The 19,322-nt window shown below is 73.3% G+C and carries 20 protein-coding genes; 11 read left to right on the top strand and 9 right to left on the bottom strand.

Annotated features, from left to right (window positions below):
• Positions 1-24: 24 nt before the first annotated feature.
• From ACFVDM_RS36725 to ACFVDM_RS36710, 4 genes are all read left to right on the top strand, one after another.
• Positions 25-2,415 (top strand): ATP-binding cassette domain-containing protein, encoded by a 2,391-nt coding sequence (locus ACFVDM_RS36725; protein WP_383651026.1) that lies wholly within the window; start codon positions 25-27, stop codon positions 2,413-2,415.
• Positions 2,416-2,463: 48 nt separating this feature from the next.
• On the top strand, positions 2,464-3,339 hold the full coding sequence (locus ACFVDM_RS36720) for an inositol monophosphatase family protein (protein WP_383651025.1): 876 nt from the start codon (positions 2,464-2,466) through the stop codon (positions 3,337-3,339).
• Between the two features lie 37 nt (positions 3,340-3,376).
• Complete coding sequence (locus tag ACFVDM_RS36715) at positions 3,377-4,264, top strand: DMT family transporter (RefSeq protein WP_383651024.1); 888 nt, start codon at positions 3,377-3,379, stop codon at positions 4,262-4,264.
• Positions 4,265-4,387: 123 nt separating this feature from the next.
• On the top strand, positions 4,388-4,987 hold the full coding sequence (locus tag ACFVDM_RS36710) for a Uma2 family endonuclease (protein ID WP_383651023.1): 600 nt from the start codon (positions 4,388-4,390) through the stop codon (positions 4,985-4,987).
• 95 nt (positions 4,988-5,082) lie between these two features.
• On the opposite strand, the gene ACFVDM_RS36705 is transcribed toward ACFVDM_RS36710, so the two are convergent.
• The 3 genes from ACFVDM_RS36705 to ACFVDM_RS36695 form a co-directional block, all read right to left on the bottom strand.
• The gene (locus tag ACFVDM_RS36705; RefSeq protein WP_383651022.1) at positions 5,083-6,621 is read right to left on the bottom strand and encodes a PTS transporter subunit EIIC; all 1,539 of its coding nucleotides are present in this window, start codon (positions 6,619-6,621) and stop codon (positions 5,083-5,085) included.
• A 47-nt stretch (positions 6,622-6,668) separates the two neighbouring features.
• Complete coding sequence (murQ, locus tag ACFVDM_RS36700) at positions 6,669-7,697, bottom strand: N-acetylmuramic acid 6-phosphate etherase (protein WP_383651021.1); 1,029 nt, start codon at positions 7,695-7,697, stop codon at positions 6,669-6,671.
• A gap of 105 nt (positions 7,698-7,802) precedes the next feature.
• Positions 7,803-8,720 (bottom strand): MurR/RpiR family transcriptional regulator, encoded by a 918-nt coding sequence (locus tag ACFVDM_RS36695; RefSeq protein WP_383651020.1) that lies wholly within the window; start codon positions 8,718-8,720, stop codon positions 7,803-7,805.
• A gap of 82 nt (positions 8,721-8,802) precedes the next feature.
• Here ACFVDM_RS36695 and ACFVDM_RS36690 point away from each other — a divergent pair, with 82 nt between their 5' ends.
• Positions 8,803-9,171: a hypothetical protein gene (locus tag ACFVDM_RS36690; protein WP_383651019.1), complete on the top strand. Its 369-nt coding sequence runs from the start codon at positions 8,803-8,805 to the stop codon at positions 9,169-9,171.
• Positions 9,168-9,500, top strand: a complete 333-nt coding sequence (locus ACFVDM_RS36685) for a DUF4031 domain-containing protein (protein WP_383651018.1) — start codon at positions 9,168-9,170, stop codon at positions 9,498-9,500. Before ACFVDM_RS36690 ends, ACFVDM_RS36685 begins: the two co-directional genes overlap by 4 nt.
• Positions 9,501-9,513: 13 nt before the next feature.
• Here ACFVDM_RS36685 and ACFVDM_RS36680 read toward each other — a convergent pair whose 3' ends face one another.
• The 5 genes from ACFVDM_RS36680 to ACFVDM_RS36660 form a co-directional block, all read right to left on the bottom strand.
• Positions 9,514-10,749 carry a Cmx/CmrA family chloramphenicol efflux MFS transporter gene (locus ACFVDM_RS36680; RefSeq protein ID WP_383651062.1) on the bottom strand — a complete coding sequence of 412 codons (1,236 nt, stop codon included), beginning with the start codon at positions 10,747-10,749 and terminating at the stop codon, positions 9,514-9,516.
• Between the two features lie 142 nt (positions 10,750-10,891).
• Positions 10,892-11,539 carry a hypothetical protein gene (locus ACFVDM_RS36675; protein WP_383651017.1) on the bottom strand — a complete coding sequence of 216 codons (648 nt, stop codon included), beginning with the start codon at positions 11,537-11,539 and terminating at the stop codon, positions 10,892-10,894.
• 97 nt (positions 11,540-11,636) lie between these two features.
• Positions 11,637-12,542: a transporter substrate-binding domain-containing protein gene (locus tag ACFVDM_RS36670; protein ID WP_383651016.1), complete on the bottom strand. Its 906-nt coding sequence runs from the start codon at positions 12,540-12,542 to the stop codon at positions 11,637-11,639.
• A 33-nt stretch (positions 12,543-12,575) separates the two neighbouring features.
• Positions 12,576-13,352 carry a hypothetical protein gene (locus tag ACFVDM_RS36665; RefSeq protein WP_383651015.1) on the bottom strand — a complete coding sequence of 259 codons (777 nt, stop codon included), beginning with the start codon at positions 13,350-13,352 and terminating at the stop codon, positions 12,576-12,578.
• Positions 13,349-13,795 (bottom strand): hypothetical protein, encoded by a 447-nt coding sequence (locus tag ACFVDM_RS36660; protein ID WP_383651014.1) that lies wholly within the window; start codon positions 13,793-13,795, stop codon positions 13,349-13,351. Before ACFVDM_RS36660 ends, ACFVDM_RS36665 begins: the two co-directional genes overlap by 4 nt.
• Before the next feature lie 109 nt (positions 13,796-13,904).
• Between ACFVDM_RS36660 and ACFVDM_RS36655 the strand changes: the two genes are divergently transcribed.
• The 4 genes from ACFVDM_RS36655 to ACFVDM_RS36640 all read left to right on the top strand — a co-directional run bounded on the left by ACFVDM_RS36655 (position 13,905) and on the right by ACFVDM_RS36640 (position 17,092).
• The gene (locus ACFVDM_RS36655) at positions 13,905-14,570 is read left to right on the top strand and encodes a maleylpyruvate isomerase family mycothiol-dependent enzyme (RefSeq protein ID WP_383651013.1); all 666 of its coding nucleotides are present in this window, start codon (positions 13,905-13,907) and stop codon (positions 14,568-14,570) included.
• 109 nt (positions 14,571-14,679) lie between these two features.
• Positions 14,680-15,432, top strand: coding sequence for a LamB/YcsF family protein (locus ACFVDM_RS36650; RefSeq protein ID WP_383651061.1), 753 nt, complete (start codon positions 14,680-14,682; stop codon positions 15,430-15,432).
• Between the two features lie 14 nt (positions 15,433-15,446).
• Positions 15,447-16,142: an allophanate hydrolase subunit 1 gene (locus tag ACFVDM_RS36645; RefSeq protein WP_383651060.1), complete on the top strand. Its 696-nt coding sequence runs from the start codon at positions 15,447-15,449 to the stop codon at positions 16,140-16,142.
• Positions 16,142-17,092 (top strand): biotin-dependent carboxyltransferase family protein, encoded by a 951-nt coding sequence (locus ACFVDM_RS36640; protein ID WP_383651012.1) that lies wholly within the window; start codon positions 16,142-16,144, stop codon positions 17,090-17,092. The genes ACFVDM_RS36645 and ACFVDM_RS36640 overlap by 1 nt, the downstream gene beginning before the upstream one ends.
• 36 nt (positions 17,093-17,128) lie before the next feature.
• Here ACFVDM_RS36640 and ACFVDM_RS36635 read toward each other — a convergent pair whose 3' ends face one another.
• On the bottom strand, positions 17,129-18,274 hold the full coding sequence (locus ACFVDM_RS36635; protein ID WP_383651011.1) for a hypothetical protein: 1,146 nt from the start codon (positions 18,272-18,274) through the stop codon (positions 17,129-17,131).
• Between the two features lie 149 nt (positions 18,275-18,423).
• On the opposite strand from ACFVDM_RS36635, the gene ACFVDM_RS36630 reads away from it, so the two are divergent.
• The gene (locus ACFVDM_RS36630) at positions 18,424-19,038 is read left to right on the top strand and encodes a GNAT family N-acetyltransferase (protein WP_383651010.1); all 615 of its coding nucleotides are present in this window, start codon (positions 18,424-18,426) and stop codon (positions 19,036-19,038) included.
• The last annotated feature ends 284 nt before the right edge of the window (positions 19,039-19,322 follow it).

Genomic DNA, 19,322 nt, shown 5'->3' with positions numbered 1-19,322 from the left:
GGCCCCGCCCACGGATGGAGACTCATGACCAGGGCCAAGAGCACGCAGACCCCGGCGGCCACCGCGCACTCGGGTGACAGCCACGATCTGATCCGGGTGCACGGCGCACGGGTGAACAACCTCAAGGACATCAGCGTCGACATCCCCAAGCGCCGGCTGACGGTCTTCACCGGCGTCTCCGGATCCGGGAAGAGCTCCCTGGTCTTCGGGACCATCGCCGCCGAGTCGCAGCGGCTGATCAACGAGACGTACCCGGCGTTCGTGCAGGGCTTCATGCCCAGCCTGGCCCGGCCGGACGTGGATGTCCTCGAAGGGATCACCACCGCCATCAGCGTCGACCAGCAGCGCATGGGCTCCGACCCGCGCTCCACGGTCGGGACCGCGACCGACGCCCACGCGATGCTGCGGATCCTGTTCAGCAGGCTCGGCAAGCCGCACATCGGCCCGCCCAGCGCGTACTCCTTCAACACCGCGTCCGTCCGCGCGGCCGGTGCGATCACGGTCGAGCGCGGCAGCAAGAAGACGGTGAAGGCCACGTTCAACCGGACCGGCGGCATGTGTACGCGCTGCGAGGGGCGCGGCAAGGTCTCCGACATCGACCTCACCCAGTTGTACGACGCCTCCAAGTCGCTTTCGGAGGGCGCGTTCACGATCCCCGGCTGGAAGTCCGACAGCCAGTGGACCGTGCAGGTGTACGCACAGTCCGGTTTCGTCGACCCGGACAAGCCGATCGCGAAGTACACCAAGAAGGAACTCCAGGCCTTCCTGTACGGGGAGCCGGTCAAGGTCAAGGTGAACGGCGTCAACCTCACGTACGAGGGACTGATCCCGAAGATCCAGAAGTCCTTCCTGTCCAAGGACAAGGAGGCGATGCAGCCGCACATCCGGGCGTTCGTGGAGCGCGCGGTCACCTTCACGGTCTGCCCGGAGTGCGACGGCACCCGGCTCAGCGAGGGGGCCCGCTCCTCCAAGATCAAGCGGATCTCCATCGCCGACGCCTGCGCCATGGAGATCCGGGACCTGGCCGAGTGGGTCGCCGGGCTCGACGAACCGTCCGTGGGGCCGCTGCTCGACGCACTGCGCCAGACGCTCGACTCGTTCGTGGAGATCGGCCTCGGCTATCTGTCGCTCGACCGGGCCGCGGGCACGCTCTCCGGCGGCGAGGCGCAGCGCGTCAAGATGATCCGCCACCTGGGCTCCTCGCTCACCGATGTCACGTACGTCTTCGACGAGCCGACCATCGGCATGCACCCGCACGACATCGAGCGCATGAACAAGCTGCTGCTGCGGCTGCGCGACAAGGGCAACACCGTGCTCGTCGTCGAGCACAAGCCGGAGACGATCGCGATCGCGGACCATGTGGTGGACCTGGGGCCGGGTGCCGGTACGGGCGGCGGCACGGTCTGCTTTGAAGGCACCGTCGAGGGGCTGCGGGCCGGGGACACCATCACGGGGCGGCACTTCGACGACCGCTCCACCGTCAAGGACACGGTCCGGGAGGCGAGCGGGGCGCTGGAGATCCGCGGCGCGTCGGCGAACAACCTGCGCGACGTCGACGTGGACATCCCGCTCGGGGTCCTCACCGTCATCACGGGGGTCGCCGGTTCCGGCAAGAGCTCCCTCGTCCACGGGTCGATCCCGCAGGGCGAGGGCGTCGTCTCGGTCGACCAGAGCCCGATCCGCGGCTCCCGGCGCAGCAACCCGGCGACGTACACCGGCCTCCTGGACCCGATCCGCAAGGCCTTCGCCAAGGAGAACGGCGTCAAGCCCGCCCTGTTCAGTGCCAACTCCGAGGGCGCCTGCCCGACCTGCAACGGGGCCGGGGTCATCTACATGGACCTGGCGATGATGGCCGGGGTCTCCACCCCGTGCGAGGACTGCGAGGGCAAGCGGTTCGAGCCCTCCGTCCTGGAGTACAAGCTCGGCGGGCGCGACATCAGCGAGGTGCTCGCGATGTCGGTCGCGGAGGCGGAGGAGTTCTTCGGCGACGGCGAGGCGAAGCTCCCCGCCGCGCACCGCATCCTGGAACGCCTCGCCGACGTCGGCCTCGGCTACGTCAAGCTCGGCCAGCCGCTCACCACGCTCTCCGGCGGCGAACGCCAGCGCCTCAAGCTCGCCACCCACATGGGTGAGAAGGGTGGCATCTACCTCCTGGACGAGCCCACCACCGGCCTCCATCTCGCCGACGTCGAACAGCTCCTGGGCCTCCTCGACCGCCTCGTCGACTCCGGCAAGTCCGTCATCGTCGTCGAACACCACCAGGCCGTCATGGCCCACGCCGACTGGATCATCGACCTGGGCCCCGGCGCCGGCCACGACGGCGGCAAGGTCGTCTTCGAGGGCACCCCTGCCGACCTGGTGAAGAGCCGGGCGACGCTCACGGGGGAGCATCTGGCGGCGTACGTGGGGGCGTGAGGCGACGGCGTCGGGAAGGGCGGGGAATCCCCTCGTTAGCCTGTGGGCATGACAAGCATCAGTGCTGCCGTGCCCACAGGCCCCGGTGCCGAGAGCGATGCCGAACTGGCCGTACGCGCCGCCCTCGCCGGTGCCGTCGTGGTCCGGGAGATGTACGGCACCGCGCTGCGGAGGATCGACAAGTCCGGCGGCGACTTCGCCACGAGCGCCGACCTCGCGGCGGAGCGGGCGATCCTCGACGTACTGCGGGCGGCGCGGCCGGACGACGCGGTGACGGGGGAGGAGGGCGGCGCCACCGGGGCGGCGGGGGCGCGGCGGCGGTGGCTGGTCGACCCGCTGTGCGGGACGCTCAACTACGCGGTGCGGAACATGCTGGTCGCGGTGAACGTGGCGCTGCGGGCGGACGGTGCGACCACCGCCGCCGCGTCCGCCGATCCGTTCAACGACGAGGTGTTCTGGACCGACGGGGTACGGGCCCGGGTCCGCCGGGACGGGGTGGACGAGGAGCTGTCGCCCTCGCCGTCCTCCGCGCTCGTCGACGTCAACCTCGACCCGCCGTTCCCGCACGCCCCGGAGTTCCGCGCCGTTGACCTCCTGGCCGCCCCCGGCTTCGCCGCACGCTTCCGTCCCCGCGTCGTCTCCAGCACCCTGGCCGTCGCCTGGGTCGCCGCCGGGCGCCGTGCCGCGTACGTCACCGACGGGGGCACCGGCCTGCGCGACAGCGTTCACTTCGCCGCCGGGATCGCGCTGTGCGAGGCCGCCGGCTGCGTCGTCACCGGCATCGACGGCGGCCCCGTCCACACCGGCGCGGGCGGACTGATCGCCGCGGCCGACCGGGAGACGCACGCGGCGCTGCTGGCCCTGGCGGGGAAGGCCACGCCGGATGCCCGTCCGACGGAGGACCCGGCCTCGTCCGTCCGCTGACCCCGGCCCGTTCACCCTCCCGGAAGGCGGCCCAGCGTTGCCGGTCGTTCTCGTGCTGCTGCTCGCCGGAACCTGGCTGCTCTCGGGCGCCCTGGTCACCGGCACCGATCCGCTGACCGTCGCGGTGGGCCGTACCGCCGTGTGCTGTCTGGTGCTGACGGCCGTCGCCGCCTCGTCGGCGTCCGGCCGGGCCGATCTGCGGCGGGTCGCGGCGCGACCGGGGAGCGTCTGGCTGCTGGGCCTGCTCGGCTTCGCCGGGTACGCGGCCGGCACACTCCTGTCGATCGCCCGGGTCGGCACCTCGCTCGCCAACCTCGTCGTCGCCCTCCTGCCCTGTGCGTCGGTCGCGGTCGGCGCGCTGTTCTTCGGCGAACGGGCGGGGCCGCGCGGGACGGCGGGCGCGGTCCTGGCCTGCGCGGCGGGCGTCGGCTACGCGGCACTGGGCGTGGACGCGGACGATCTGGACCTCGTCGGCCTGCTGCCGGTCGCCGCCGCGACGATTGCCTTCGCGGTCTACGGCTTCCTCTACCGGCAACGTCTGCCGGGGCTGCCGCCCCTCGTCGTCCTGCCGGTGCTCCTGGCGGCGGCCACCTGTCTGCTCCTCCCGATGTCCCTGCCCGCCCTGATCGCGCACCCGCCCACCTGGACGGCGGTGGGCGGCATCGTCCTGCTGGGCGGCGTCGTGTACGCCCCCGCCTACCTCGTACAGCACCGGCTGATCCTGCTCCGGGGCCCCGTCTTCACGGCCGCCGTGCAACTGGCCGTCCCCTTCACCGTCCGCCTCGGCGACTGGGCCCTGCGCACCGCCCCCGCCCCCTCCGCCCCCGAACTCCTCCTCCTGGCGGTCTGCTGCGCGGGCATCGCCCTCGTCACCCTCCGCCCGGCGCGGACGACGGAACCGGAACCGGATCCGTCGGAACGGTGAGCGCCGGGCGGTGCTCGGTGCGCGGCTCACACGATCGTGGGACGTCGGTGCATACGGCCCGGCATCGTGCGGTCGCCGGTCTACGCTCCCTCCCGCCGGCAGACCTCCGACGAAGGACGTGTGATGACCGCTGCAGGGGCCGGTACAGATCGTGCCCGGAGCAGCTGGAGCAATCTGCTGCGCACCTGGCGGGAGCTGGACGTGCCCGAGGGATGGCGCGCGGAGATCGGCGACGGGCGGATCCAATTGATTCCGCCGCCACCGATGGGTCACCACGTGATCGTCGGTGAGGTGAGGCGCAGCCTGTACGGCAATCTGCCCGACGCGCTCGGGGCCCACCAGACCCTGAGCGTCCACGTGGCATCCCTCGGGCGGCTGTACGTTCCCCATCTCGTCGTCATGCCGACCGCGTTGGTCGACGCGGCGGACCCCGAGGTGAACCACCCGATGGACGCCGCCGACGCGCGCCTCGTCGCCGAGATCACCTCCCAGGGCAACGCCCGCGACGACCGTACGAAGAAGTACCGCGCCTATGCCCGCGCGGGCGTGCCCGTGTATCTGCTGATCGACCGGTTCGACACCCGGGGCCCGATGTCCACGGTGTTCACGGAGCCCAACGAGGACGGCACGTACAAGCGCTCCGACGCGGTGCCGTTCGGCAAGCCGCTCGCGCTGCCGGGGCCCTTCGACGTCACGCTCGACACGGAGGCGTTCCCGACCTGAGGAGGCCCTTCTCGCGTCCGGGAGGCAGGGCGGAACGGAGAAACGGCGGCACCCCCCTGACCGGGGATGCCGCCGTTTCGGTGTGCGGGTGGGTGTCAGACCCCGGCTGGGGTCTGCGCGGGGGTGGCCGCGGTGGTGTCCGGGGCGGGGTGGGGGCGGGCGTCGGACGGGGTTTCCTGGGAGACGTTGAACTCGGCCAGGAGGTCCTTGCTGAAGCCGAAGAAGTACGTGGCGAGGAAGCCCGCCAGATAGCCGACGACGAGGCCGCCCGCGTAGATGGCGATCGTGGCGCCGAGGCCGTGGTTGCCGTCCAGGAGGGGGAAGAGGGCCCAGCCGGAGGGGCCGATGGCGGTGGAGCCGACCGCGTCGCCGAGCTGGTTGAAGAAGCCGATGAACGCGCCGCCGAAGGCACCGCCCACGCAGGCGGTGATGAACGGGCGGCCCAGGGGCAGCGAGACACCGTAGATCAGGGGCTCACCGACGCCGAGGAAACCGGCGGGGAGGGCCGACTTGATGGTCCGGCGGATCGACTCGTTGCGCGGGAGGCGGAAGTAGACCGCGAGGGCCGCGCCGACCTGGCCCGCCCCGGCCATGGCCAGGATGGGGAGGAGCACCGTGTAGCCCTGCTGCTCGATCAGGGTGGTGTGGATCGGGATCAGCGCCTGGTGCAGGCCCAGCATGACGAGCGGGAGGAAGAAGCCGCCGAGGATCAGTCCCGCGCCCGCGCCGCCGTTGGACAGCAGCCAGTCGGCGAAGTCGCCGATCGCGGTGGAGACCTCGCCCGCCACGTACATCAGGCCGAAGATCGTCACCAGGCCGGAGATCAGGACCGTCAGCGTCGGCGTGACCAGCACGTCGAGCGCCTCCGGCACCCAGCGCCGGCACCACTTCTCCACGTAGACCGCGAGGACCGCCGCGCCCAGTGCGCCGAGGACGCCGCCCTGGCCGGGGGAGAGCTTCTGGCCGAACGCCTCGATGTTCGCGACGCCCGGGAAGACGATGATGGCCGCGACCGCTCCGCCGAGGATCGGTGTGCCGCCGAACTCCTTCGCCGTGTTGTAGCCGACGAAGACCGCGATGAGCGCCATGAAGCCGGAGGCCATCGCGGCGAGGGCCGGGGTGACGGAGGGCAGCCACTCCAGGTTGACCAGCAGGCCGTTGAGGCCGGCGATGATGCCGCAGCCGATCAGGGCCGGGATCAGCGGCACGAAGATGTTCGCGATCCTGCGCAGGAACAGCTTGAACGGGGTGGCGTTCTTCGCCTTGCGGGCCGCCTTCATCGCGGCGCCCTGCGCGGCCAGCTCCTCCGCCGTGAGCGGAGCGGCGGGCTCGCCGTCGGCCGGGGCGGGAGCCGGGGACGGCGCCCCGGCCTTCCCCTCCTCGACCAGCTTCTCGAACTCCGGGGTGACCCGGGCGACCGTGCCGGGGCCGAGCACGATCTGGTACGTGTCGTCCTCGACCACGCCCATCACGGCGGGGACCGCCTTCAGCGCCTCGTCCTGGACGAGGGAGCGGTCGCGCAGCCCGAGCCGGAGCCGGGTCATGCAGTGGGCGATGGAGCTGACGTTCGCGGCGCCACCGACGAGCGGAAGGATCGCGGCGGCGGTGGCGCGGTTCTTGTCTTCTGTAGCCATGGTGCGTGGTGCCTTGCTGTGCGGGAGGTGCGGAGGTGGAGCGTGGGTCAGGTGGTGCGGGGGGTGGCGGCGGCGAGGGCGGCGCGCAGATGGCCGTCCGACGCGGACAGCAGCGTGGCCGCGGTGGGGCCGTCGACCTGGCCCAGGATCGTGAGGATGGCGTTCTTCACCTCGCCGTCCGTCGCGGCGAGCGCGGCCTCGATCTCCTCGTCGGAGGCACCGGTGGCCAGCGAGACGATCCGCCGCGAGCGGGCCCGCAGCTTCTCGTTGGAGGCGCGGACGTCGACCATCAGGTTCCCGTACGTCTTGCCGAGCCGGATCATCGTGATCGTCGAGAGCATGTTGAGGACGAGCTTCTGGGCCGTGCCGGCCTTGAGCCGGGTCGAACCGGTCAGCAGCTCCGGTCCGACGACGACCTCGACCGGGTGCTCGGCGGCGGCGCCCAGCGCGGAGTCCGCGTTGCAGGACAGGCCGATGGTCAGCGCGCCCTTCGCGCGGGCGTGCTCGACCGCGCCGACCGCGTACGGCGTGCGGCCGGAGGCGGAGATGCCGACCACGGTGTCGTCGGCGGTCAGACCGAGGCCTTCGAGGTCGGCGGCGGCCAGCTCCTTGCTGTCCTCCGCGCCCTCGACAGCGGTGATCATCGCGGACGGGCCGCCCGCGATCAGGCCGATCACCTCGGCCGGGTCCGTGTTGAACGTGGGCGGGCACTCGCTGGCGTCCAGCACCCCGAGCCGGCCCGCCGTGCCGGCGCCCGCGTAGATCAGCCGGCCGCCGCGCGCCATCCGCTCGGCGAGGGCGTCGATCGCGGCGGCGATCTCGGGCAGCCGCTCACCCACGGCGGCGGGCACCGAACGGTCCTCGCCGTTCATGATCCGGGCGATCTCCGCCGTGTCGAGCCGGTCGATCTCGGCCAGCTCGGGGCGGAACGCCTCGGTGGTGAGGGTGGCGAGCTGGGCGCGCAGCTCGCCGTATCCGCCGGAACCCGGTCCGCCGGAACCCGGTCCGTCGGAGCCGGGCCGGTCGGAGCCGTATCCGTCGGAGGGGGTGGCGCCGGTGTCGGTGAGGGAGGTCATGGAGAGCGGCTCTGCTTTCTTGAACTCGTACGTACGGTTCCGCGGGTGCGGGTGCGGGTGCGGGTGCGGGTGCGGGTGCGGGTGCGGGTGCCGGAGGGCCGGGTGTCAGCGGGTGCGCGGGGTGTGGCGGTGCGCCAGCGCCTCGTACGAGGCGGCGAGCGCCGGGGCCGCCGTCTCGTACGTCCGCTGGGCGACCCCTATGAACAGGCAGTCGACCACCAGCAGCTGGCTGGTGCGGCTGGACATGGCGGCCGGGCGCAGCTCGCTCTCGCGGGCGGTCGAGGTGGTCAGCACGTGGTCGGCGTACTGCGTCACGGGCCCGTCCGGGCGGCCGGTGATCGCGATCGTCGTCGCGCCCCGGTCGAAGGCGACCCGCAGCGGCTCTATGACGTCGCCCGTCGAGCCGGAGTGCGTGATCGCGATGGCCACGTCGCCGGAGCGCAGCTGCACGGCGTTGGTCACCGCGAGGTGCGGGTCGGTGTGGGAGTGGGCGATCAGGCCGATGCGGGCGAGCTTCTGCGCGAGGTCCTGGCCGACCAGCGAGGAGGCGCCCACGCCGTAGATGTCGATCCGGCGCGCGGTCGCGGCGGCGGCCACCGCGGCACCCAGCTGCACCGTGTCGAGTCCGGCGGCGGTGTCGGCGAGGGTCTGCTGCTCGTCGTAGGCCAGCTTGGCGACCACGTCGGCGATCGGGTCGTCCACCGCTATGTCCGCGGTGACGGCCGGGGCCCGGCCGGACTGCTGGTGGGCGGCGAGGCCGGCCAGCGCGAGGCGCAGGTCCCGGTAGCCGGGGTAGCCGAGGAGGCGGGCCGTGCGGACCACGGTGGCCTCGCTGGTGCCCGTCAGCTCGGCGAGACCGGTGACCGTGAGGGCGGCGCAGCCGGCCGGGTCACCGGCGACGGCCTCGGCGACCCGCTGCATCGAGCGGGTCATGGACGGCGCGAGGGTCCGCACCTTGGCCGCCAGCGCGGCGGGCGCGGGCGGCGAATCCGGGCTGAAACTTTCCTTCAGGTCATGGGTCACCTTTGAAAGATATTTTCAACCCTCCTGTCCGTCAACCCCCCTTTTCGCCAGGGCGTCCGGGCGCCGGGTGGACAATGGGCGCATGGAGACGAACCCCCTGGAGCAGGCGCTGCACACCGCCCGCGCACTGGTCATGGCCGATCTCGCCGCCGGAGACGTGGCGGAGGCGCAGATCGTCTCGCTGGTCGAGGACGCGGTGACGCACCGGCGCTGGTGGGTCGAGCAGTGGCCGGAAGGAGCGGAGTTCGTCACCGGGCTCATCGCCCAGGACGTGCAGGACGCCCTGCTGGAGCGGTACGGCCGCTGGCCGCTCTGCCCGGTCTGCGACGCGGGCGACCCGCACGCCCTGGACGTCGAGCCCGAGCTGGGCCCCGACCCGCACTGGGTCTGCGCGAAGGCGGCGGTGGCCGTCGCCCCGGTCGGCGGACTGACGGGGATACTGCGGCCGTGACCGTCTACATCGACCCGCCGGACTGGCCCGGACACGGCCGGTTCTGGTCGCACCTGGTCAGCGACGTGTCCTTCGAGGAACTGCACGCCTTCGCCGCGTCCATCGGCTGCCCGCCCCGCGCCTTCGAACGCGACCACTACGACGTGCCGGCGGCCCGGTACGAGGACGCCGTGCGGGCCGGGGCCCGGCAGATCGGCTCCAAGGAACTGGTGCGCCGCATCACCGAGGCCGGACTGCGCCGCCCCAAGGGCCGCCCGGCCCCCGGCCCGGCCGCTCCCGGACCAGCCGCACCCGGACCAGCCACTCCCGGCCGGCTTCCGCCGGCCTGAGCCGCTGCCCGCCTCACCCGCCCGACGTGGGCGCGCACACCTCCGCCGTCGTGTCCTTCGACACCGCCGCGGGAGCCCCCGTCACCAGCCGGGACGCCGAGGGGCTCCGGCGCTGGAGCCGCAGCGAGACCACCACCGTGCCCAGGGCGAGCACGGTCATCGCGGCCCCCGCCCACGCGGTCGCCGCGTATCCGAAGTCCAGGTCGATCACCGTGCCGCCGAGCCACGGGCCGCCGGTGTTGCCGAGGTTGAACGCGGCCGTGGTCGTCGCCCCGGCCAGCGTGGGGGCCGCGCCCGCCACGTTGAACATCCGGGCGTTCAGCGCCGGGGCGGTGTAGAACGCGGAGACGCCGAGCAGGAACGAGAGGACGATCACCGCCGCCTGGTTCGCCCCGAACAGGGCCAGCGCCGCCAGGAACACCGTCGAGGCCGCGATCCCGCTCAGCAGCACCCCGAAGAGGTGCGCGTCCGCGACCCGGCCGCCGATCGTCGTACCGACCAGCGCCCCGACGCCGAACAGCGCCAGCACCGTCGGCACCCAGCCCGAGTCCAGCCCCGCCACGTCCGTCAGCAGCGGCGCCAGATAGCTGAACGCGCAGAACACCCCGCCCGCCGCCAGCGCCGTGATCACGATCGACAGCCACACCTGGCGGTCCCGGTAGATCGACATCTCCCGCTTGAGCTGCGGCTTCTCCTCGGGCAGCGGAATCCTGGGGATCAGCGTCGACACCCCGACGAGGGCCACGGCCGAGGCCGCGCCGACCGCCCAGAACGCCGAGCGCCAGCCCAGGTTCTCGCCGAGGAAGGCACCCAGCGGAACCCCGAGCACATTGGCGATGGACAGCCCGCCGATCATCACCGCCATCGCGCGGGCCCGCGCGTTCACCGGCACCATCGCGATGGCGACGGCCGCCCCGACCGCCCAGAACCCGGCGCACGCGAACGCGCTGACCACCCGGGAGGCGAACAGCACCTCGTACGTCGGTGCCAGCGCGCCCGCGACCTGGCCGAGGCCGAAGACGGAGATCAGCGCGATGAGCGTGGTGCGGCGCGGCAGCCGGAGCGTCGCCACGGCGAGCAGCGGGGCGCCGATCACCATGCCGATCGCGAAGGCGGAGATGAGGAGACCGGCGCGCGGGATCGACACGTTCATGTCGTCGGCGATCGGCGGCAGCAGCCCGGAGAGCATGAACTCGCTCGTGCCGAGTGCGAAGACCGAGAGGCCGAGTATGTATACGGCGAGCGGCATACGGGTGCGGCTGGCGGTGGAGTCGGGCATGACACCTCGCAACAGCGCGACCGTGCCCCGCATTCCCGAACGCCCGAGCGAGCCGCCCCGCAAGCCCCCCCGTGCCCCGGGGACAGCCGCCCCCGCCGCGTCCGTGCTCCCCTCAGCCGGCCAGCAGACCCAGCTCCGTGGCCAGATTGTGCCGGGCCCGCTCCTCCCACCGCGCCGACCCCTCCGGCGTACGGAACAGCCTCGGCAGTTCGAGGAGCTGCCGCAGCACGGCCGCCCGGCCCTCCCGGAACGCGTCGTCCGGCACGAAGCCGTACTCCTCGCGGACCCGGGCCGCGTACGCCGCGTACTCCTCCGGCGAGCCCGCCAGGACCGCCAGGTCCGCGTCGCACAGCACCTCGCCGTTGCGGTCGCCGGGGGCCGGGTCGTGGGAGACGGTCAGCCGGACCAGCCGGGCCACCTCGGCCGTCGTCGCCGCGTCCACGCCCGCCTCGGCCAGGGCCCGCTCGGCGAGGACGGCACTGCGCTCCTCGTTCTCGGAGCGGTCCGGCCGGTAGACCGCGTCGTGGAACCAGGCGGCCAGCCGGACCGCGTCCGCGTCCTCGGCATGGGCGGCCAGCGTGTCGACGTGGTCGAGCACCGCCGCCAGATGGTCGGTGGTGTGGTACCGGCGCTGGGGCTCGGCCCACCGTGCCAGGAGGTTGTCGGCGTACGGCAGCGGATCGGGGCCCTCGCCACCGCCCCGGACGGCGACGAGGGTGTCCTGCCAGCGGACGCGGAGACTCTGCGCGCTCTCGGTCATGGCGGCGACTCTATGGGCTGCCCGCAGCCTCTCGTGCCCCCCGTGTCAGCCCGAGGGCTGCCGCCAGGGCCCGCCCGTCGCATCCCGGCCCCCGGTGTCAGTCCGGTGGGCTGTCGCCCGGCCGGTCCACGCAGGACAGGGCCATGACCTCGTCCTCGGTGGGCCGGGCCTCGTCACGGGTCGCCTTGGGGACGGCCGGAAGGTTGTTCCGGAAGTCGTTCTCCCAGGCGGTCGCCTTGCTGAGGTACTGCGTGAGCTTGTCGCGCAGCCGGACGCAGTCCTTGCGATGGCCCTTGGCCATGGCGATGCCGTAGTCGTTGGGCTCCCCGAACTTGATGCCGTCCACGACCCGGAGCGACGGATTGGCGTCCATGAACCCGTACAGGATCAGCTGGTCCGTGGAGACCGCGTCGACCTCCTTGTTCTTCAGCGCGTTCACGCAGTAGTTCGCGTCCTCCTCGACCCGCTTCACGATCTTGTCGTGGGCCGGTTTGCTCAGCTCGTTCGCGGACGTGGTGCCCTTCCAGACACAGACGACCTTGCCGCTGAGATCGGCCAGCGAACGGATGCTCCGGTCGGCGTCCCGGATCAGGAAGCCCTGCTGGGTGGAGGCGTACGGGCCGACGAAGTCGAGGTCGTCGCCGCCCTTGTCCTTGGGCGCCATCCGGGACGGGGTGATGGAGTAGGTCGCCGCCACCAGCTGCACATCGCCGTCGTGCAGCAGCTTCGCCCGGTTCTTGGACAGCACGCCGCTGAAGCGCGGGGTCTCGTAGCCGAGCATGTTCATCAGCGTGCCGACCACGGCGATGTCGAAGCCGTTGTACTCGCCGTCGTGCGGCGAGTAGCTCGTACCGGGCTGGTCGCTCTTGGCCCCGACCTCCGTGTCGTTGTCGAGGATCGACGGAGGGTCGGAATTGCAGCCGGTCGTGGACACGTACAGAACGGCTGCCGCGAGGGCCGCCGCGACGGCCCTCGCCCGGCGGTGCCGGGCTGCTCCTGCCATCTCTCCTGCCTCGTTCCCTGGGTGAGTGGTCCGTCAGTCGTTGTGCATGACGCCCTGCCGGTCCACCAGCCGCAGGGTGCAGCCCTCGTCGGTCCGCACCCGCAGTTCGAAGGAGGCACCGGCCCGGTCGGCGAGATCCCCGAGGGCGAAGTCGGTGGTGGAACGGGCGGGCAGATCGGACTGGCGCGGGGTGACGCCCTCGGTGACCGCGGTGAGCACCACCCGCGTCTTGTGGGAGCAGGCCGGCGCGTCCGGGTCGTCCTCGCCGATCTCCAGGGTGAGCCGCAGCCGGTCCCGCCGGTCGGCCCGGTCCGGCTGCGGCATCGTCAGCGTGAGCACACTGCCCGGCGCGTCGGTCAGCGGCTGCTTCCCGCGCACCTGGATCGCCGTCGTCACCTCGCCGCCGCGCACCACGTTCTGGAACGACCACCAGCCGATCAGCGAGAAGACGAGCGAGGCGACGAGCAGCAGATCCGGCAGCAGGGCCCGCGCGCCGTCCCGGGGGGCCGGGTGCGCCCCACCGGTCCGGGCGCGCTCGGGCGCGCGGATGCCGATGTGGGCGACGGCGGCGAGGAAGGCGAGCAGCAGGAAGACGAAGAAGACGGCGTACTGCCCGCGCGAACCGCCGGGCCAGTTCCACACGGCGTACGCGGCAAGGGCGACGGAGAGCACGAGGAACAGCCAGCCCGTCACGAACGAGGCCCGCCTGCTGAAGACCTGCATCAGCACACCGATCGAGCCGATGAGCGTGTTCCCGTCGCCGGTCGACCGGACGTTGACCCGCTGTCCGCCGCCGGGGTCCTGGCTCATGGCCGGTCGGCTCTCGGGGCGGTGTTGAAGTTCTCGATCCGGTCGATATGGCCGATCAGCGTGTTGTTGTCGCCGGTCGACGTCATGGTGACGGTCGGCGGGGCGGGGGCGGGCGCCGGCCGCGGGGCGTCCACGAGCCCGACGAGATCGGCCGCGCCGTCCGCGGAGCCGTCCAGCCAGGTCCGCAGCGCCTCCACGAGCCGTGCGCGGTCGGCGGGGGCCAGCTCCCCGAACATGCGGAGCAGTTCGTCGGCGGTCTCCGCCGGAAGCGCGTCCGCGGCGTCGTCCGCCCGCGCGTCCGGGCGGACCAGACCGCGGAAGAAGTCCTCACCGGCGTCGACCGTCCGGTCGGAGGCGCGCTGAAGGGCACCCTCCGCCACCCGGGAGGCGAAGAAGGAGAAGTGGGGGGCAAGCTGGCCGGCCAGATCGATCAACAGGGACACGATGGCTCCAGGAGTCTCCGGGTGACTGCCAACACTCTTGATACTCAGGGTAATTGAGTATGCGCGTTTCCGGTATCACGGAAGAGCGCCCCGGGGCCCCGGTGATTGGATGGGGTGCGTGACTGACACCCGTGATCCCGAGCTGCCCGGTCTCCTCCTCCGCACCGAACGGGACCTCCTCGTCCCGCTGCTCCGGTCCGCCCCGGCCGCCGACTTCGAGCTGCGGACCGCCTGCCCCGGCTGGACGGTGCGCGATCTGCTCGCGCACTGCGGCTCCGCCCTGAACCGGGTGGTGGAGAGCCGGTTCGGACCGGACGTCTTCAGCCCCGAGTGCAACGACCGGGACATCGCGGAGCGGGCCGGCTGGACCGTGGAGCAGGTGATCGACGAGCTGGAGCACGGGATGACCGAGGCGGGGGCCGCGATCGCCGCCGCGGGCGGGGTGCTGGACGCGGTCGCCCTCGGCGAGTGGATCCACGCGGGCGACGTCCGCGCCGCCTGGGGCCTGCCCGGCGCGTACGAGGGGCCCGGACTCCCGTACGCCCTGCGGCTGATCGGCCCGCGCGCCCGGCAGGTCAAGGCCGTGCCGTACGTCGCCGAACTCACCGGAAGCGGCGAGGAACTGACCGTCGGCACCGCGCGGGAGGACCGCGAACCCGGCCGCTACCGGGGCGACGGCGCCACCCTCGTCCGGCTGGTCTCGGGCAGGCCGCTGGTGGGGACGCGGTACGCGCTGGAGGGCGTGCGGGAGGCGGAGCTGAACCTCTTCGGCTGAGACACCCGGGCCGGCGGTGCGGCGCGGGCGCTACGGTGCGCCCGTGACGAATCCGACGCAACTCACGGACGGACCGGGCGCGGACGGGCGGCCCGGCCCCGTCGCGGTCATGGACCTCAACGCGGACCTCGGCGAGGGCTTCGGGCGCTGGACGCTCACCGACGACGAAGCCCTGCTCACCTGCGTGACCAGCGCCAATGTCGCCTGCGGCTTCCACGCGGGCGACGCCTCCGTGATGCGGCGGGTCTGCGCGGCGGCGGCCGAGCGCGGCGTACGGATCGGCGCCCAGGTCTCGTACCGCGATCTCGCGGGCTTCGGCCGCCGCGCCATGGACGTGCCGGCCGCCGAACTGGCCGCCGAGGTCGCCTACCAGATCGGCGCGCTGCGGGTGTTCGCCGAGGCCGCCGGCTCCCGGGTCTCGTACGTCAAACCGCACGGCGCCCTCTACAACCGCACCGTCCGCGACGACGAGCAGGCCGCCGCCGTGATCGAGGGCGTACGGCTGGCCGGGGGCCGTCTCGCCGTCCTCGGGCTCCCCGGCTCCCGGCTGCTCGACCGGGCCGCCGACGCAGGACTGCCCGCCGTCGAGGAGGCCTTCGCCGACCGCGCCTACACCCCGCAGGGCACCCTCGTCCCCCGGACGGAGCCCGGCGCGGTGGTGCACGACGCGGACGAGGTCGTACGCCGGGGCGTGGCCTTCGCTGTCGAGCGCTCCGTGACCGGGGCCGACGGCCTCCGCATACCCGTCGCCGCCCGCTCCCTCTGCGTCCACGGCGACACCCCCGGCGCGGCGGCCCTCGCCCGGCGCGTGCGCACCGCGCTGGAGGAAGCGGGCGTCACCGTACGGGCGTTCACGGCATGAGCGCGGAACGGGCCATGGCCACGGGGCACGGCACGGACACCGGCCACCCCGCCCCCCGCACCGCACCGCCCACCGTCCTGCCCGCCGGGCCCGGAGCCCTGCTCGTGGAACTGGCGCACCGGGAGGACGCGGACGCCTTCCACACGGAGGTGCTGCGCCGTCGCGCGGCCGGTGCGCTGCCGGAGGTGCGGGACATCGTGCCCGGCGAACGGACGGTGCTCCTCGACGGGATCGCCGGTGACGGGGCGGCCGGGGACGGTGTGGCCGCGCTCGCCCGGGAGCTGCGGGCCTGGACGGTTCCGCCGCCGTCCTCCGGTTCCGGTGCGGCGGTCGAACTGCCGGTGGTCTACGACGGGCCGGACCTGGCCGAGGTGGCGGAGGTCTGGGGCGTGGCGGCCGAGGACGTGGCCCGGATCCACGCGGAGACGGAATTCCGGGTCGCCTTCTGCGGGTTCGCCCCCGGCTTCGGCTACCTCACCGGCTTGCCCGGCTCCCTTCACGTGCCGCGCCGGGCCACGCCCCGGACGAGGGTCCCGGCGGGCGCGGTGGCGCTGGCCGGCCCGTACACCGGGGTCTACCCGCGCCCGTCCCCGGGCGGCTGGCAGCTCATCGGGCAGTTGCCGGACCCGGGCCCCCTCTGGGACCCGGACCGCGAACCGGCCGCCCTCCTGACCCCGGGGACCCGCGTCCGCTTCGTGGAGGTCGCGTGATGACGCCGTACGAAGGAGAGTCGCCCGGGGCGGTGCTGCCGGGGCCCCGGGACGGGACGGCGGAGGGCGGGGACGCGGCGGCGCCGTACGCGTCCCTGCACGTCGTCCGGGCCGGTGCGCTGACCACCGTGCAGGACGAGGGCCGGCCGGGCTTCGCGCATCTCGGCGTCGGACGGGCCGGGGCCCTGGACGCACCGTCCGCGCGACTGGCCAACCGGCTGGCCGGGAACCCCGCCGGGGCCGCGCTCCTGGAGACGACCGCCACCGGGTGCGCGGTGCGCCCGGACCACGCGGTGCGCGTCGTCGTGGGCGGGGCGCCGTGCCGGGTGACGGTGGACGGGCGGCCGGTTGCGTGGGGCGCCCCGGTGCGCGTGCCGGGCGGTGCGGTGCTGGACGTGGGGCACGCGGAGCACGGACTGCGCGGCTATGTGGCGTTCGCGGGCGGGGTCGCGGTGCCCCCGGTGCTCGGCAGCAGGGCGGCCGACCTGCTCTCCGGGCTGGGCCCGGCGCCCCTGGCCGACGGGGACGTCCTGCCGCTCGGGCGGCCGGTGCGGGGCGGTGCCCCGGTGGGCGACGCGGTGCCCTGGGCGGGGGCGCCCGGGGTGCTCGTCCTGCCGCTGCACCTCGGGCCGCGCCACACCTGGTTCACCCCCGCCGCCCTGCGCACGCTCACCACCGCGCTCTACCGCGTCGGACCGCAGAGCAACCGCATCGGCCTGCGCACCGAGGGGCCGCCCCTCGCGCGCGGGCGGGCGGGCGAGCTGCCCAGCGAGGGCATGGTGCTCGGTGCCGTCCAGGTCCCGCCGGACGGCCGCCCGGTCGTCTTCCTCAACGACCATCCGACGACCGGGGGCTATCCGGTCGTCGGCGTGGTCGCCGCGCCGGCGCTCGCGGCGGCCGCCCAGGCCGTCCCGGGCACCCCGGTCCGCTTCGTCCGCGCCCCCGGCTGATCCGGCGGGGGCGGCCGTGGCCCGGCGGCCCCGCCGTCACACGGTCGCGGGCAGTCCGAAGTGGTCGGCGATGATGCGCAGGGTCAGGGCGCCGTCGGCGTTGAAGGCGGGATCGTCGTACGCCGGGGTCTCCCGGCCGATGATCCCGGCGGCCAGCAGCTCGCCGACCAGCAGATCTCCGTGGCGACGCGACTCCCGGCCCCCGCCGACGTTGAAGTACGTCCGCCCGAAGCCGCCCCGGCTGTTCACGAAGTGGAACGGGTGGTCCGCGCAGTGCTGAATGGCGCGGTCCCGCCCGTTCGGGCAGTCGCACGCGGGGGTGCCCGACAGGAACACCGTCTCGACCCGGTCCGGTCCGCCGAAGCGCTCGTCGTAACGGAACCCGGTCAGGAAGCCCGCCAGATCGGAGACCCCGTCGCCGGGCACGGCCGCCGCGTCCCACGCCACCCAGGCCCAGCCGCCCGACTCGCCCCGCGTACGGGCCGGATAACCGGCCTCGGCACAGACGGCGGCCAGCTCGGCCATGTCGATCCCGCGCGCGTACAGGGCGTACGTCCCCGGGGCGACGACCGGGCCCGCGCCGCCGTCCGCACCCGCCGGTTCCGCGGCCACGGCAGGCGCGTCGAGCGGCGGGGGGTCGAGCGGAGGGGCGTCCAGCGGCGGTGAGGGCAGGCCGAAGGCGTCGGCGATCGTCCGCACCAGCCGTATCTCGTCGTCGTCCGTGTGCTCGTAGCAGTCGTGCCCGTCGTCCGTCCGCCACTCCTCGCACTCCGCCGCCGGGCCTATCAGGCCCGCCGCGAACAGCTCCGCCGACAGATGGTCGGGGTTGTCGCCCACGCGCTGCTGCCGGTAGTCCTCGAAGCTGAAGAAGAGGACCGTGCGCCCGTCGCGGTGGTACTCGAAGTGGGGGCCGTGCGCCTTCGCGCTGCACGGCTCGGTCACGAAGACGGCGATCTCCGCGCCCTGCGGGCAGACGCGGTGGTAATCGATCAACTCGTAGTCGTCGTCCTCCTCGTCGATCATGTCGTGCACGGCCCAGGCCCAGCCGTCCGCCTCCCCGTGGGCGAGCGGCGGACGGCCCTGCGCGCGCAGCCCCTCGAAGAAGGTCTCGGCGGGCAGGCCCCGGGCGAAGGCGAGATTCACCTCATGGCCGGGGAACGTGTCGTGCAGCCAGGTCGTCATGGTCCCGAGCGTAGGCGCGGCCACTGACAACGCCGCAGGCCCGGGGGTGCGTTGAGGGGGCCGTGGCGGGGACAAAACCGCACGACAGGGCCGCGCGGCCTCTGGAAGGCTGCGCACGACACTCCGTACGGCGACTGGGCAGGTGGACGATGGCTTTCGTGTTGGAGGGACCGGTTCTGGAAGGTGACCGGGTACGGCTGGAGCCCCTGGGGCACCACCACATGGAGGATCTGGCGGTCGCTGCGGAAGTGGACCGGAGTTCGTACCGGTTCACGTGGGTGCCCCGCGCCCACGAGGTCGAGGAGTACTTCGACGCCCAGTTCGTCCGTACCGCCACCGGGAAGCTGTTCCCGTACGCGCAGATCGACCGGGCGTCCGGCCGGGCGGTCGGTGTCACGGCGTACTGGGAGCCCCGGTACTGGCTGGACGAGGACACCCTGAGCGCGATCGAGGTCGGGTTCACCTGGCTCGCCGCCTCCGCCCAGGGCACGGGCATCAACGCCGAGGCCAAGTACCTGCTGTTCCGGCACGCGTTCGAGACCTGGCGGGTGGCCCGGGTCGATCTGAAGACCGACGCCCGCAACAGCCGCTCCCGGGCCGCGATCGAGTCGGCCGGCGGGCGCTTCGAGGGCGTCCTGCGCAACTGGTCGCGCTCCTGGGCGCCCGGCGAGGACGGGCTGCTCCGCGATTCGGCGATCTTCTCGATCACGGCCGAGGAGTGGCCGGAACGCCGCGCCGCCCTCGAAGCGCGCCTCGCGCGGTAGGACGCGGCCCGGTTCCGGCGGACGGCCGGACCGCCCTCCCCGTACCCTCCTGCGCCTGGAAGCCCCGGAGCGCCCTCCCGCCACGCCCTGACCTGGTCCATGACCTGGCAGGCCGCGGCGTCGGAGGGAGCGTTGCAACAAAAGGCGCAGGATCGGAGAGCGCGCTGGAACGGTCGCTGACTCCACAGGGGAATGCTAAGCGCATAGACTCATGGGAGAAGGAGAAGTGAAATGGCAAAAGGTCCCACGGTTTATCACGTCGCGGAGCGCGCGGGTGTTTCCAT

The sequence above is a fragment of the Streptomyces sp. NPDC057682 genome (genome assembly GCF_042799575.1).
Taxonomy (GTDB): domain Bacteria; phylum Actinomycetota; class Actinomycetes; order Streptomycetales; family Streptomycetaceae; genus Streptomyces.
This window is presented reverse-complemented; position numbering and strand designations above follow the sequence as displayed.